The sequence below is a fragment of the Microbacterium sp. 05N427 genome, from assembly GCF_056397105.1.
On sequence record NZ_JBFTMT010000006.1, the window covers coordinates 87,525 to 101,114 of the forward strand.

Consider the following 13,590-nt stretch of genomic DNA (forward strand, 5'->3'; position numbering starts at 1 on the left):
AAGGAGATCCCCCATGGACGTCCTCTACACCGCCGAAGCCATCGCGACGGGAGCCGGCCGCAACGGCCGGGTCGTCACGACCGACCGCCGAGTCGAGCTGGATCTCGCGATCCCTCGGGAGATGGGAGGCTCGGGCGACGGCGCGAACCCCGAGCAGCTCTTCGCCGCCGGGTACAGCGCGTGCTTCCACTCCGCCCTCCAGTCCGTGGCCCGCGCGCAGAAGGTGTCGATCGCGGACTCCTCGGTCGCCGGCCGTGTGCAGATCGGCCCGAACGGCCACGGCGGCTACCAGCTCGCGGTGCGCCTCGAGGTCGTCCTCCCGGGGCTCGAGCAGTCGCAGGCCCAGGCTCTCGCAGACGCCGCGCACCAGGTCTGCCCTTACTCGAATGCGACCCGCGGGAACATCGAGGTGACGGTCGTCGTCTCGGAGGACTGACGCCATCGCGTCAGCGGCTCAGTCGCCGTCGTACACGTAGGCGTCGAAGCGGGCGGGGATGTTCATACGCTGCCAGGCGAGCTCCTCGTCCCGGCGGGAGCGGTCGCCCGGGAACGCCCGCGCCGTGTGCCGCGGCACCTGCCTGCTGTGTCCGGCGAGATGCGCGACGGCCACCGCCTGGCCGCACACACGTGCGGCGGCGACGGCACTCGGATCCTGCGCCTGGCGGGCGGCCTCGTGGCACGCGAACGCCTTCTCCCGCACGGCATCGATATCGAGCTCGCCGCGCAGGAACGCCTCCGCCGCGGCGAGCGCCTGGTACGGGCGCTCGTCGTCGGGCCGCTCCGCCTGGAACAGCGGCAGGAGCCGCTCGGCGCAGGCGATGGTCCAGCTGACCAGTTCGCGCCGGTCGTCCTCTGAGAGGCGCAGATCTTCGATGTCGGGCAGAGCGCCGTCGGCGAAGAGCGGCACCACGTTCGATGCCTGGTCCTCGCGTCCCGAGGCGCCCTGGCGAGACGGATCCGCGAAGGATCCGAGGGAGTGGATGTCGGCCACGGCGATCACCGGTTCACGAACTGCGGCGGACGCTTCTCGCGGAAGGCGGCCATGCCCTCCTTCTGGTCGACCGTGTCGAACAGGGACGCGAAGGTCTCGCGCTCGATGTCGAGCCCGACGGCGAGCGTGGTCTCCATGGCCGCGTCGAGGGTCGCCTTCGCGGCGATGATCGACGGCAGCGACTTCGACGCGATCGTCTCGGCGAGCGTCGACGCCTCGGCGAGCAGCTCGGCGGCCGGCACGATGCGCGACACCAGGCCCGCGCGCTCGGCCTCCTCCGCGCCGATGATCCGCCCTGACAGCACGAGTTCTGCGGCCTTGTAGTACCCGACGGCGCGGATGAGACGCTGCGTGCCGCCCATGCCGGGGATGACGCCGAGGTTCACCTCGGGCTGACCGAACTTCGCGTTGTCCGCGGCGAGGATGATGTCGCACATCATCGCGAGCTCGCATCCGCCGCCCAGGGCGAAGCCGGACACGGCCGCGATTACGGGGGTGCGCACAGCGGCGAAGTCGCGCCACACGCCGAAGTGGTCGGTCGCGGTGATCTCCGCCGCAGACATCGCCTCCATCTCCTTGATGTCGGCACCCGCGGCGAAGGCCTTCTCGGATCCGGTGACGACGATCGCCCCGACGCCGGGATCCGCGTCGAACGCGGTGGCGGCGGCGGTGACCTCCTCGGCGACCTGCGAGTTCAGCGCGTTGAGCGCCTGGGGCCTGTTCAGGGTGATCCAGCCGACTCGTCCGCGCTGCTCCGTGAGGATCGTCTCGTACTCGTTCATGGCCATGGTCATCCTTTCGCCGCACCGTCGTGGCGCTTCCAGTATCTCCGATGTCGGTGAACGGACGGTGTCCCCCGCCCGCGCCCCGCCCACCCCGATAACCGCGAGACCGAACCTCCGTCCCGAGAACCACGATCGGATCGGCGGTCTCGGGACGGAGGTTCGGTCTCGCGGCCACAGACGTCCGGGGTGGGATCCGGCTGCGACGGATCCGGTCAGGACGCGTCGCGGATGTCGGTGATGATGCCGGAGAAGTCGCGGGCGCCGCCGGGGCCGGCAGCGAACGTCGCGTAGATCTGCTGCGCGAGGCGGCCCATCTGCGCGTCGGTGCCGGTGCCCTCGATGGCCTGCAGCGCGAGTCCCAGATCCTTCGCCATGAGCGTCCCCGCGAACCCCGGCTGGTAGTCGCGGTTGGCGGGACTCGTGGGCACGGGACCCGGCACAGGGCAGTTCGTCGTGATCGACCAGCACTGGCCCGACGCCTGCGACACGACGTCGAACAGCGCCTGGTGCTCGAGGCCCAGCCGCTCGCCGAGCACGAACGCCTCGGCCACGGCGATCTGCGAGATGCCGAGGATCATGTTGTTGCAGACCTTCGCGGCCTGGCCGAGCCCCGGACCGCCGCAGTGCACGATGCGCTTGCCCATGGTCTCGAGCAGCGGGAGCGCGGCGGCGAAGTCCTCGTCCGAACCGCCCACCATGAAGGCGAGCGTGCCGTTTTCCGCGCCCACCACGCCGCCGGAGACCGGCGCGTCGACGTTGCGGTGCCCCGCCTCGATCGCCAGCTCGTGCGCGGTGCGCGCCTCGTCGACGGCGATCGTCGAGCTCTCGATGAACAGGGTTCCGGGATCGGCCGCAGCCAGCAGCCCGTCCTGATACGCGGCGATCACGTGCTTGCCGGCGGGGAACATCGTGATGACGACCTCCGCGCCGGACACCGCATCCACCCCGAACTGCGCGACGGGCAGCCCCGCGGCGGAGGCGGACTCGACCGCGGCGGGCACCACGTCGAAGCCGACGACCTCGTGCCCCGCGGCGAGCAGGTTCTTCGCCATCGGAAGTCCCATGTGGCCGAGCCCGAGGAAGGCGATCCGCGTCATGACGCGCTCCGCTGGTGCTGGCTGTCGCCGCTCCGCGTCTGGTTTTCCCCGCTGCGCTGGAGCGACGCGGATCCGGAGGGACGCAGCATCTCGCGTCCGACGATGAGTCTCATGATCTCGTTCGTCCCTTCCAGGATCTGATGCACCCGCAGATCACGGACGACCCTCTCGATCCCGTAGTCCTGAAGGTACCCGTACCCGCCGTGCAGTTGAAGGGCCTTGTTGGCGACGTCGAAGCCGGCGTCGGTCGCGAAGCGCTTCGCCATCGCGCAGCGCATCGTGGCGTCAGGGGCCTTCTCGTCGACGGCCTGCGCGCCGTCGCGCACCATGAGCCGCGCGGCCTGCAGATCCGTGCGCATATCGGCGACGGCGAACAGGATCGACTGCTTCTCGGCGAGCGGCTCCCCGAACGCCTCACGCTCGTGCACGTACTGCACCGCACGATCCAGCGCCCACTGCGCACCGCCGATCGAGCAGGCGGCGATGTTGAGCCGGCCGCCGTTCAGCGCGCTCATCGCGATCGCGAACCCCTGCCCCTCGGATCCGAGCATGCTGGTCGCAGGAACCCGCACCCCGTCCAGGATGACCTGGCGGGTGGGCTGCGCGTGCCAGCCCATCTTCTTCTCCAGCGCGCCGAAGCTCAGACCTGCGGCGTCGCCCGGGACCAGGAAGGCGGAGATGCCCCGCGCGCCCGGGGCTCCGGTGCGGGCCATCACGATGTAGACCGCGGCCTCCCCGGCGCCGGAGATGAACTGCTTCACCCCGGTGAGCACGTATTCGTCACCGTCGCGGATCGCGCTCGTCGCGAGCGCGGCCGCGTCGGATCCCGCGCCCGGCTCGGTGAGGCAGTAGCTGCCGACCCCCTCCATCGAGATGAGCTCGGGCAGCCAGCGCGCGAGCTGCGCGTCGGTGCCGTAGCTGTCGATCATCCAGACCACCATGTTGTGGATCGAGATGTAGGCGGCGATCGTCGGGTCGCCCTGCGCGAGCTCCTCGAAGATCGCGACGGTGTCGACGCGGGGCAGCCCGACGCCTCCGGACTCCTCGCGCACATAGATGCCGCCGAGGCCCAGCTCGCCGGCGACGCGCAGGGCGTCCCGTGGGAACAGGTGATTCTCGTCGCGCTCGGCGGCGAACGGGGCGAGCTCGGTCTCGGCGAATTCGCGGACGGCGTCGAGGATGGCGGCGCGCTCTTCGCTGGTCATCGTGATCGGGGTGGCGACGGTGGTCATGTCGTATTCCTTCTGGCGTTTCGGCGTAGGTGCGGCCGGGTCAGTGCATCGTGGGGATGACGAAGCTGGCGCCTTCGCGGACGCCCGCAGCCGGCCACCGCGAGGTCACGGTCTTGGTCTTCGTGTAGAAGCGGAAGGCGTCGGCGCCGTGCTGGTTGAGGTCGCCGAAGCCGCTGCGCTTCCAGCCGCCGAAGGTGAAGTACGCGATCGGCACCGGGATCGGCACGTTCACGCCGACCATGCCGACGTTCACGCGGGCGACGAAGTCGCGGGCCGCATCGCCGTCGCGTGTGAAGATGCCCACGCCGTTGCCGAACTCGTGCTCGGACGCCATGCGCAGCGCCTCCTCGTAGTCGGCCGCGCGGGCGATCACGAGTAGCGGGCCGAAGATCTCCTCGCGGTAGATCGACATGTCGGTCGTGACCCGATCGAACAGCGTGGGGCCGAGGTAGAAGCCCTCCTCGTGTCCGGCGACGGAGAAGCCGCGCCCGTCGGCGAGGAGCTCGGCGCCGGCGTCGACTCCCTGCTGGATGTAGTCGGTCACGCGCTCGACCGCGGCGCGGTTCACGAGCGGGCCGTAGTCCATGCCCGGCTCGAGCGAGGGCCCGACCCGGAGCGCGGCCACGCGCTCGGCGAGCTTCGCGGCGAGCGCGTCGGCGGTCTCCTCGCCGACCGGAACAGCCACCGAGATCGCCATGCAGCGCTCCCCCGCCGAGCCGTAGCCGGCGCCGATGAGGGCGTCCGCGGCCTGGTCCAGGTCGGCGTCGGGCATCACGACGAGGTGGTTCTTCGCCCCGCCGAAGCACTGGGCGCGTTTGCCGTGCGCGTTCGCGGTCGTGTAGATGTACTCCGCGATCGGGGTGGATCCGACGAAGCCGATCGCGCGCACCCGCTCGTCGGTGAGCAGCACGTCGACGGCCTCCTTGTCGCCGTGCACGACATTGAGGATCCCCGCAGGCAGACCCGCCTCGAGGAACAGCTCGGCGATCCGCACCGGAACCGAGGGGTCGCGCTCGCTGGGCTTGAGGATGAAGGCGTTGCCGGCGGCGATCGCCGGGCCCATCTGCCACAGCGGGATCATCGCGGGGAAGTTGAACGGGGTGATGCCGGCCACGACGCCGAGCGGCTGACGGAGCGAATAGACGTCGATGCCGGTGCCGACACCGGTGGAGTACTCCCCCTTGAGCAGGTGCGGAGCGCCGACGCAGAACTCGATCACCTCGACGCCGCGCTGGATGTCGCCCTTGGCGTCGTCCAGCGTCTTGCCGTGCTCACGAGAGAGCAGGGCGGCGAGGTCGTCCATCTCATCGCGGATCAGCTCGAGGAAACGCATGAGCACTCGCGCCCGCTTCTGCGGGTTGGTCGCCGACCACCCTGGCTGCGCGGCTTCGGCATTCGCGATCGCGGCGCGCACCTCGTCCCCGCTCGCGAGCGGCACCCGCGCCTGCACGGCGCCGGTCGAGGGTTCGAACACCTCCCCCCAGCGTCCAGAGGTGCCGGGGACCGAGGATCCTCCGATGAAGTGGGTGATGTCGCGGACCATCGTGTGCTCCTGGTTCTGCGTCGTCGTCGGCGCTGCATTCAGATTACATGGCCATCCATCTAGTTAGTAGGGGTTCCATGTAATTCATCGACACCTGGCAGCCCGTTCACCTTCCCGTCACCTTCGACACGTACAAAAGACTCTGCGCGGGCTGCGGACGCTGACCGGATCGGGTGCTCGCCTTCCCCGCGCAACGGGATGCGCCCGGCTTTCTCGCACGGGCGCCTACGCGGTCACGAACCGCAGGACCCCCGCCGAATCGGGTCGGCGGGGGTCCTCTTTTCTCTGCGGATCTCCTCGGGGACGAGGCCGGATCTACTCCCAGGTGACCGTCGGGGACGCCGCCCCGAAGTCGACGGTCGGTGTGCTGAGATAACCGCCGAACGTGACCGAGTAGGTCTGCCCATCGCTGCCCTGCAGCGTCATGTCGACGCTGATCGAGTCGTAGCTGGACACGACCGTGGGCGAGGATCCGCTGGACTCCGGCTTCAGGGTGCCGAGCGCGGCGCTGCCGTCGGCGGTCAGCGTGCGGGTGACGGTGCCCTCCACGGGTGTCGCGCCGGAGAGGTCGATCGCCGTGATGTCCATCCCGCACGGCGTCGCCAGCGTCTTCATCGCCACACAGGCCTCGACCGCGGAGCGCACGAGCGAGCGGAACTCCGTGACGCCGGCGTCGTTGAGCGCGGTCTTCACGTCGTACAGCGCGGCGGCGTCCTCGGGAGAGGCGATCGTGAAGGTTGCGTCGCCGTCGATCGAGAAGTACTTCGAATCCAGCGCGATCTCATAGGTGCCGGGGAAGACGTACGCGTCCGTGATCTTCGCCGTGGGCACTCCGTTGAACGTGGCGTCGAGGCCACGCAGCCCGTCGAGCGAGACCGGGCTCACGCCGTTCACGATCTTCCACGCATCCTTGATCCGGTAAGCCTCGTACGCCATCGAAGACACGGCCTTGTCGCCGATCCGGTACGACGCGATGACGGTGGCCGTGCTCTTGCCCTCTCCGCCCTTCGCCACGGAGATGTGAGTGATCGGGGCGAGCTTGTTCGATTCGTTGAGCACGGCATCGGTGAGCAGCTGCTTGTTCGAGACGCCCTCGAGGTATCCGAGTGCGGCTTTCGCATCACCCTGGGAGACCGCGGTCAGGTAGGCCTTGACCGTGTCGGCGGCCGTCACCGAGGACCGCGTGATCGCCGGCACCACGAGCAGCGCCACGACCAGGATCGCGGCGATCAGCAGGGCTGCGCCGCCCCCGATCAGGCCCCAGAGGAGGCCCTTCGAGGACTTGCGCGGCGGTTGCGGCCCCGAAGCCTGCGCGGCGTAAGGCTGACCAGCGTATGCCTGGCCCGGCTGCGCGGTGTATGCCTGGCCCGGCTGCGCGGGGTATGCCTGGCCCGGCTGCGTCGGGGCGGTCTGCCCCGCATACGCGGGCTGCCCCGGATACGGCTGTCCCGGCTGCGCGCCGTACGGCTGCCCCGGCTGCCCCGAATACGGCTGCGGCGGCGAGGGCTGACCGGGCGGCGGGAAGGCGTGTTCCGGCCCCGGATGCGGCTGTTCCGGAGCAGCCGGCGGAACAGATGCAGAGTCCCCTCCCGGCGCCGGCGGCGCGGCCGGTGACGGCGGGGTCGGATCCTGCGATCCGGATCCGAAATCGAGCTCATGCCCGCCCTGCGGCGGTTCCCCCTCGGTAGCCATGGACTCAGACTACCGAGCAGCCCGCCGCACTTCGATGGGCAGAACTCCCCGCGGTCCCGGGGATGCCGCGCGCCCTCTGTTCGAGCTCAGGGCGCGTCGGCCGGCAGAGCGAGGATGCGCCAGCTCGCGGAGTGCGCGGAGCCGGGATCCAGCACGACGAGACCGGCGCCGGAGGTGAAGGCGTCGGGCGCGCACGTCATGGGCTCGACCGCGAGCCCTCGGCGATGCGTGGCGGGATCGGCCGGGGTGTCRGCGGTGTGGATCTGCACCCAGGGACAGGTCTCGTCCCACACCATCGCGACCCCGCTGCCGTCAGGGCCGCGCACCTCGACCGTCGTGGCGCCGTCCATGCGCGACAACGCCGTGAAGGCATGGTCGATGAAGGTGGATCCGATCCGTCGCGGCGTGCGGAAGTCCCACTCCGCGTGCGCGTCGACCGGCTCCAGAGCCACGGGGCTGAGGCGATCGGGGGTGACCGTGAGCACCGCCGATGCCGGAAGCAGCAGTGTCCAGGCGTCGACGGGGGGCGCGGCGGGCTCGGGCCCCGTCCGTCCGACCCCGTCGGCGCCCTCGGCGGGCCCGGCGACCAGATAGGGATGCGGGCCGGTCCCCCACGGCGCGGCATCCGCCCCGAGGTTGCGGCCGGTCACGGTCTGCGTGAGTCCACCGGCGTCGAGGCGGTACTCCACCTCGACCTCGACGCGGAAGGGATAACCGCTCTGCGGCGAGATGGTCGCGGCGAGCACGACCCGATCGGAGTCCACAACCCGATCCGAGAACTCGCTCCAGGCGACCAGCCCGTGCAGGGCGTGGCCGCGCTCCGGCTCGGTCAGGGGCAGTCGGTGCTCGACCCCGGCGAAGACGTAGCGCCCGTCGACGATGCGGTTCGGCCAGGGCGCGAGCGTCGCCCCGCGGTAGGTCGGGCGCACCTCGTCCGCGGCGAACGGCACCACGAGGTCGCGCCCCTCGAAGCGCAGTGCGCGCAGCGTCGCACCGACCGCGGCGATGTCCGCCTCGTAACCGTGCGCCGCGATGCGCAGCTGCCGGCCGGAGCGCGGAACGACGACGCGGTCGGCCGGTGCGGCTGAGCGATCTGTCATCGTCAGAGTCCTTGCGCGAGCCGGTAGTACGCCTGGTTCCAGCGCACCTGCTTCTGGAACTCGGGCAGCGTCGTCCCCTCGTCGATCACGAGCAGTTCGACCTCGGCCATCTCCGCGAAGTCGCGGAACGCCTCGATCCCGACCGCGGTCGACATCACCGTGTGATGCGCGGCGCCCGCGATCAGCCAGGCCGATGCCGAGGTGGTGAAGTCGGGTCGCGGCTTCCAGACGGCGCGGCCCACGGGCAGCTTCGGCAGCGCCTCGCGCGGCGCCACGTTCTCGACGACGTTCGCGGTCAGACGGAACCGGTCACGCATGTCGCTGAGCGCGACGACGACGGCGGATCCGGGATCCGCGGTGAAGACCAGGCGCACCGGGTCGTCCTTGCCGCCGATGCCGAGCGGGTGGATCTCCAGCGTCGGCTTCTGGGTCGTGAGCGACGGCGAGACCTCGAGCATGTGCGCGCCGAGGATGAGCTCGTCCCCTGGCGTCATGTCGTAGGTGTAGTCCTCCATGAGGCTCGCCCCGCCCGGCAGGCCCGCACCCATGACGTTCGCGATCCGCACGAGCACGGCGGTCTTCCAGTCGCCCTCCGCGCCGAAGCCGTAGCCGGAGGCCATGAGGCGCTGCACGGCGAGGCCGGGCAGTTGCTTCAGCGCGCCCAGGTCCTCGAACGACGTGGTGAAGGCGCTGAAGCCGCCCTCTTCGAGGAACGAGCGCAGCCCCAGCTCGATCGCCGCGCCGTCCCGCAGGGACTGGTGTCGCTCCCCTCCCTTGCGCAGCTCGGGAACGACCTCGTACAGCTCCTCGTACTCGGCGACGAGGGCATCGATGTCGGTCTCTTCGGCCGCCGCGACGGCGTCGGCGAGCTCGTTCACGCCCCAGGTGTTCACCTGCACGCCGAAGCGCAGCTCGGCCTCGGTCTTGTCGCCCTCGGTGACTGCGACGAAGCGCATGTTGTCGCCGAAGCGCGCCAGTTTGAGGTCGCGGCTCGCGGCGAGACCTGCGGCGGCGCGCTGCCAGGTGCCGAGCTCGCGCTGCACGCGCGGATCCGAGGCGTGACCGACGACCGTCTTGCGAGGAACGCCGAGCCGGGTCTGGATGTAGCCGAACTCGCGGTCGCCGTGCGCGGCCTGGTTCAGGTTCATGAAGTCGAAGTCGATGTCGGCCCAGGGCAGCTCGACATTGGCCTGCGTGTGCAGGTGCGCGAGCGGCTTCTGCAGCGCGTCCAGACCCGCGATCCACATCTTCGCGGGGCTGAACGTGTGCATCCACGCGATCAGGCCGATGACCTTCTCGTCGGCGTTGGCTTCGAGCGCGGTGCGCTTGATGGCAGCCGAATCCGTGAGCACCGGCTTCCAGACGATCCGCACCGGCACGTCATCGGCCTGGTCCAGGATCCGCGCGATCTGCTGCGACTGCTCGGCGACCTGCGCGAGCGTCTCGGGGCCGTACAGGTGCTGGCTCCCGGTGAGGAACCAGACCTCGTAGCCGTCGAGGGAGGTGGTGAGCTTCGGCATGTGCGTGTCCTTAGAGCGAGGCGACGGCGGCGGCTTCGATGGCCAGGCCCGCCCGGTAGCGGTCGAGGTAGGTGGAGAATCCGGCGACGTCGGCAGGATCCGGATCCGCGACGGCGAGCGTCGCCGCGGCGAACACGTGCCGGTCGAGGTAGGCGCCGAGGCTGAGCTCGTCGGCGTGCGCCAGGTAGGAGGCGAGCACCGCGATCCCCCAGGCTCCGCCTTCGGAGGCTCCCTCGCCCACAGCGACGGGGGCGCCCAGAGCGCCGGCGAGGAAGCGCTGTGCCACACCCGCCGTGCGGAACATGCCGCCGTGAGCATACATCCGGTCGATCTGCACGCCCTCGGCGGCAAGCGTCTGCATGCCCAGGGCGAGGGTGCCGAACACCCCGTAGAGCTGCGCCCGCATCGCGTTCGCGAGCGTGAAGGCGCTGTCGGGCGTGCGCACGAACAACGGCCGGCCCTCGGTCAGTCCGGCGATCGGCTCGCCGGCGAGATGGTTGTAGGCGAGCAGACCGCCCGCGTCCGCCTCCCCCGCGAGCGCCTCGCGGAACAGCACCTCGAACACGGCGTCGTCGTCGAGAGGCTGTCCCACAGCGGACGAGAAGCGCGAGAAGAGGCCGGCCCAGGCGGCGAGCTCGCTGGCACCGTTGTTGCAGTGCACCATCGCGACCGCGTCTCCGACGGGAGTCGTGACGAGGTCGAGCTCGTGGTGCGCGCCCACGAGCGGACGCTCCAGTACGACCATCGCGAAGACGCTGGTGCCGGCCGACACGTTCCCGGTGCGCGGCGCGACCGAGTTCGTCGCGACCATGCCCGTGCCCGCATCGCCCTCGGGCGCGCAGAACGGGATGCCGGCGGTGAGGGATCCGGTCGGGTCCAGCAGCCGCGCCCCCTCGGCAGTGAGCGCGCCGGCATCGGCGCCCGCGGGGAGCGCCTGGGGAAGCAGCGCGGTCAGGGGCACGGGAAGCCGGCCGGCGGCGAGCGTGTCGTACGCCGCGACCATGGCCGCGTCGTAGCCACCGGTCGCCGAGTCGATCGGGAACATGCCCGAGGCGTCGCCGACGCCGAGCACGCGACGGCCGGTGAGGCGCTCGTGCACGTAGCCGGCCAGCGTGTTCACACTCGCAATCCGCGACACGTGCGCCTCGCCGTCGACCACGGCCTGGTGCAGGTGCGCGATCGACCAGCGCAGCGGGATGTTCACGCCGAGCAGCGCGGTGAGTTCGGCCGCTGCGACGCCGGTGTTCGTGTTGCGCCAGGTGCGGAACGGCACGAGCATCTCCCCCACCGCGTCGAACGCGAGGTAGCCGTGCATCATCGCCGAGACGCCGATCGCGCCGAACCGCTCGGGGCGCACGCCGTAGCGGTCGTGCGCGTCGGCGACGAAGTCGGCGAAGGCCGCCTGCAGCCCCGCCCAGACCTCGTCCAGCCCGTAGGTCCACAGGCCGTCCTCGAGCCGGTTCTCCCAGGCGAAGGATCCGGTCGCGAGCACCTCGGCAGGGTCGGATCCGACCAGGCAGGCCTTGATCCGCGTGGACCCCAGCTCGATCCCCAGACTCGTACGCCCGGCGAGAATGTCATCGCGAGCACTCACCTTCGGCACCTTCCTAGGGGCTCCCGTCGCGGTTTCCGTCGCTTTCCCGCCGTCTTTCCGGCCGTTTCTGCGACGGGAGCGGATCCCGGCCACGCCATCCCGGCGCTCATCGGCGGGCGTCCGTGTTCTGGCCGTACACGTTCTGGTAGCGGTTGTAGAGGCTGTCGATCGCCTCCTGCGGGATCGGGATCAGCGGTCCTGCTTCACGGGCGAGATGCACGGTGCGCGCCACGTCCTCGACCATCACCGCGGCCTTGACCGCATCCTTCGCATCGACGCCGATCGTGAACGGCCCGTGGTTCTGCATGAGCACCGCACGACTGCGGTGCCCATGCAGGGTCTGTACGATCCCCCGGCCGATCGAGTCGTCGCCGATGATCGCGAAGGGACCGACCGGGATCGGGCCGCCGAACTCGTCCGCCATCGCGGTGATCACGCAGGGGATCTCCTCGCCGCGCGCGGCCCAGGCGACCGCGTAGTCGGAGTGCGTGTGCACGACCCCGCCGACCTCGGGCATGTGCCGGTAGACATACGCGTGCGCGGCGGTGTCGCTGGACGGGCTGCGGTCGCTGCCGGGGGCGCCGGGGATCGCTGTGCCGTTCAGGTCGCACAGGATCATGTTCTCGGGGGCGAGATCGTCGTAGCTCACGCCGGAGGGCTTGATGACGAAGAGATCGTCGACTCCGTCCTCGGACAGCCGGACGCGTCCCGACACGTTGCCGCCGGTCCAGACGACCAGGCCGTAGCGGACGAGCTCGGCGTGCAGTCGCGCGACGTCGGCACGCACGGCGGCGATCGCCTGCTCGACCTCGGGGGCGAAGGAGGGCATTCGGATCCTCTCGGAGTTGCGCCCGAGGTTCCCCTGGACGCCTGTGACCGGTCACGGCCGATTCTGACACCCCCAACCTCCCCCGTCAACCCCGCCCCCTCCTCTCTCCTCTCCCGTCGCCGGGCGTCCAGGTCGCACTTTTGGCCCTGTATCGACCCCTCCGGGAGCCGAAACCGCGACCTGAACCGAGGGAATGCGACCTGAAGCGGATCCAGCGGATCCGGCGGGTCAGGAGCCGAGCGCCCGGCGGACACGGCGGAGCAACTCACGCGGATCCGCCAGCAGCTCGGCCGTGACCTCGATCACTGTCCACCCGGCCGCACGCAGCCGCGCGAGGCGCTCGACGTCCGCTCCCCAGCTGCCCGCGTGCACCCGGCCGAGGTATTCGATCGCCACCTTCTGAGCGCGGTAGATCATGTCGACGCAGCCGAGGAACGCCCCTCCCTCGAAGAGGTCCACGTTCAGCTCGGGCTCCGGCAGCCCCGCGCCGACGAGCAGGCAGCGCAGCTCGGACTCACGGGGCGACCAGGAGTCCAGACGGATCCACTCGAGCGCCTCGCGCAATCCGGGGGCGCCGGGTCGACGACCGGCGGCGACCGCCGAGCGCAACTGCGCGAGGGTCGCCAGCGGTGCGCGCCCGGGTTGCGGACGGCCCACACCCCGGCGCCACACCCGGCAGACGAAGTCTCCGAGAGCGACCAGGTCCGAGAACGGCAGGCGCCCCAGCTGCGCCCAGGCGGAGACCGGCGAGGCGACGGGCACGCCGAGATCGGTGCGCACCCGGACGAGCCGCGGATCGCCGCGATGCCGCTCGACTCCCGCCGCGCGCACGAGCGGCCCCTCGCCGAGCGTGCTCACGTGCACCTGGATTCGCCGTCCGGGCGGGGCGAGCGGAAGGGGTCCACCCCAGAGCGCGGCGGCGGTCTCGTGGCTGAAGTACTGGCCGGGGCGCAAGCGAGGTGCGTATCGCAGCGCCTGCTCGATCCGCACCCGCCGCTGCGCCGCATACGGATCCTCCTCGCGCTCGGGCGTCGACCGGATCCGGGAACGGACACCGGAGTAGGGCCGAAGAAGGTCCGCCCCGCGCAGCCGACCTGCACCCACTCCGAGATCGCGGGCCTCGCTGACCGTGAACGAGGCGCCCAGGTCCTCCGGGAGCGGTGAGAATCGCGGCATTCCCCCACGGTGTCAGCTCCGACGCGCCCCC

Annotated in this window: 12 protein-coding genes; 1 reads left to right on the forward strand and 11 read right to left on the reverse strand. The window is 70.7% G+C overall.

The features are described 5' to 3' along the window. The first annotated feature begins 13 nt into the window (after positions 1–13). On the forward strand, positions 14–436 hold the full coding sequence (locus AC1DG4_RS07130; protein ID WP_477375848.1) for an organic hydroperoxide resistance protein: 423 nt from the start codon (positions 14–16) through the stop codon (positions 434–436). 18 nt (positions 437–454) lie between these two features. On the opposite strand, the gene AC1DG4_RS07135 is transcribed toward AC1DG4_RS07130, so the two are convergent. From AC1DG4_RS07135 to AC1DG4_RS07185, 11 genes are all read right to left on the reverse strand, one after another. Continuing rightward, positions 455–1,000, reverse strand: a complete 546-nt coding sequence (locus AC1DG4_RS07135) for a putative immunity protein (RefSeq protein ID WP_477375846.1) — start codon at positions 998–1,000, stop codon at positions 455–457. Beyond that, on the reverse strand, positions 997–1,773 hold the full coding sequence (locus AC1DG4_RS07140) for an enoyl-CoA hydratase-related protein (RefSeq protein ID WP_477377322.1): 777 nt from the start codon (positions 1,771–1,773) through the stop codon (positions 997–999). The genes AC1DG4_RS07135 and AC1DG4_RS07140 overlap by 4 nt, the downstream gene beginning before the upstream one ends. Before the next feature lie 215 nt (positions 1,774–1,988). Then, positions 1,989–2,873 carry a 3-hydroxyisobutyrate dehydrogenase gene (gene mmsB / locus AC1DG4_RS07145; RefSeq protein WP_477375844.1) on the reverse strand — a complete coding sequence of 295 codons (885 nt, stop codon included), beginning with the start codon at positions 2,871–2,873 and terminating at the stop codon, positions 1,989–1,991. Next, a complete protein-coding gene (locus AC1DG4_RS07150) occupies positions 2,870–4,105 on the reverse strand; it encodes an acyl-CoA dehydrogenase family protein (protein WP_477375842.1) in 1,236 nt (411 codons plus the stop codon). Before AC1DG4_RS07150 ends, mmsB begins: the two co-directional genes overlap by 4 nt. A gap of 40 nt (positions 4,106–4,145) precedes the next feature. Then, positions 4,146–5,648, reverse strand: a complete 1,503-nt coding sequence (locus tag AC1DG4_RS07155; RefSeq protein ID WP_477375840.1) for a CoA-acylating methylmalonate-semialdehyde dehydrogenase — start codon at positions 5,646–5,648, stop codon at positions 4,146–4,148. Between the two features lie 315 nt (positions 5,649–5,963). Further along, positions 5,964–7,340, reverse strand: a complete 1,377-nt coding sequence (locus AC1DG4_RS07160) for a hypothetical protein (protein ID WP_477375838.1) — start codon at positions 7,338–7,340, stop codon at positions 5,964–5,966. A gap of 86 nt (positions 7,341–7,426) precedes the next feature. Continuing rightward, complete coding sequence (locus AC1DG4_RS07165; RefSeq protein ID WP_477375836.1) at positions 7,427–8,440, reverse strand: aldose 1-epimerase family protein; 1,014 nt, start codon at positions 8,438–8,440, stop codon at positions 7,427–7,429. Positions 8,441–8,442: 2 nt separating this feature from the next. Then, positions 8,443–9,960, reverse strand: coding sequence for an L-arabinose isomerase (gene araA, locus AC1DG4_RS07170; RefSeq protein ID WP_477375835.1), 1,518 nt, complete (start codon positions 9,958–9,960; stop codon positions 8,443–8,445). A gap of 10 nt (positions 9,961–9,970) precedes the next feature. Next, positions 9,971–11,554 (reverse strand): xylulokinase, encoded by a 1,584-nt coding sequence (locus AC1DG4_RS07175; protein WP_477375833.1) that lies wholly within the window; start codon positions 11,552–11,554, stop codon positions 9,971–9,973. Between the two features lie 106 nt (positions 11,555–11,660). After that, positions 11,661–12,383, reverse strand: coding sequence for an L-ribulose-5-phosphate 4-epimerase (locus tag AC1DG4_RS07180; RefSeq protein WP_477375831.1), 723 nt, complete (start codon positions 12,381–12,383; stop codon positions 11,661–11,663). 228 nt (positions 12,384–12,611) lie between these two features. Continuing rightward, positions 12,612–13,559, reverse strand: a complete 948-nt coding sequence (locus AC1DG4_RS07185; RefSeq protein ID WP_477375829.1) for an endonuclease domain-containing protein — start codon at positions 13,557–13,559, stop codon at positions 12,612–12,614. Positions 13,560–13,590: the final 31 nt, after the last annotated feature.

Excerpts from the sequence above, each read along its gene's own strand:
- AC1DG4_RS07130 (WP_477375848.1), top strand. The coding sequence starts at position 14 with ATGGACGTCCTCTACACCGCCGAAGCCATCGCGACGGGAGCCGGCCGC.
- araA (WP_477375835.1), bottom strand. The coding sequence starts at position 9,960 with ATGCCGAAGCTCACCACCTCCCTCGACGGCTACGAGGTCTGGTTCCTC.
- AC1DG4_RS07155 (WP_477375840.1), bottom strand. The coding sequence starts at position 5,648 with ATGGTCCGCGACATCACCCACTTCATCGGAGGATCCTCGGTCCCCGGC.
- AC1DG4_RS07150 (WP_477375842.1), bottom strand. The coding sequence starts at position 4,105 with ATGACCACCGTCGCCACCCCGATCACGATGACCAGCGAAGAGCGCGCC.
- AC1DG4_RS07140 (WP_477377322.1), bottom strand. The coding sequence starts at position 1,773 with ATGAACGAGTACGAGACGATCCTCACGGAGCAGCGCGGACGAGTCGGC.
- AC1DG4_RS07180 (WP_477375831.1), bottom strand. The coding sequence starts at position 12,383 with ATGCCCTCCTTCGCCCCCGAGGTCGAGCAGGCGATCGCCGCCGTGCGT.
- mmsB (WP_477375844.1), bottom strand. The coding sequence starts at position 2,873 with ATGACGCGGATCGCCTTCCTCGGGCTCGGCCACATGGGACTTCCGATG.
- AC1DG4_RS07160 (WP_477375838.1), bottom strand. The coding sequence starts at position 7,340 with ATGGCTACCGAGGGGGAACCGCCGCAGGGCGGGCATGAGCTCGATTTC.
- AC1DG4_RS07185 (WP_477375829.1), bottom strand. The coding sequence starts at position 13,559 with ATGCCGCGATTCTCACCGCTCCCGGAGGACCTGGGCGCCTCGTTCACG.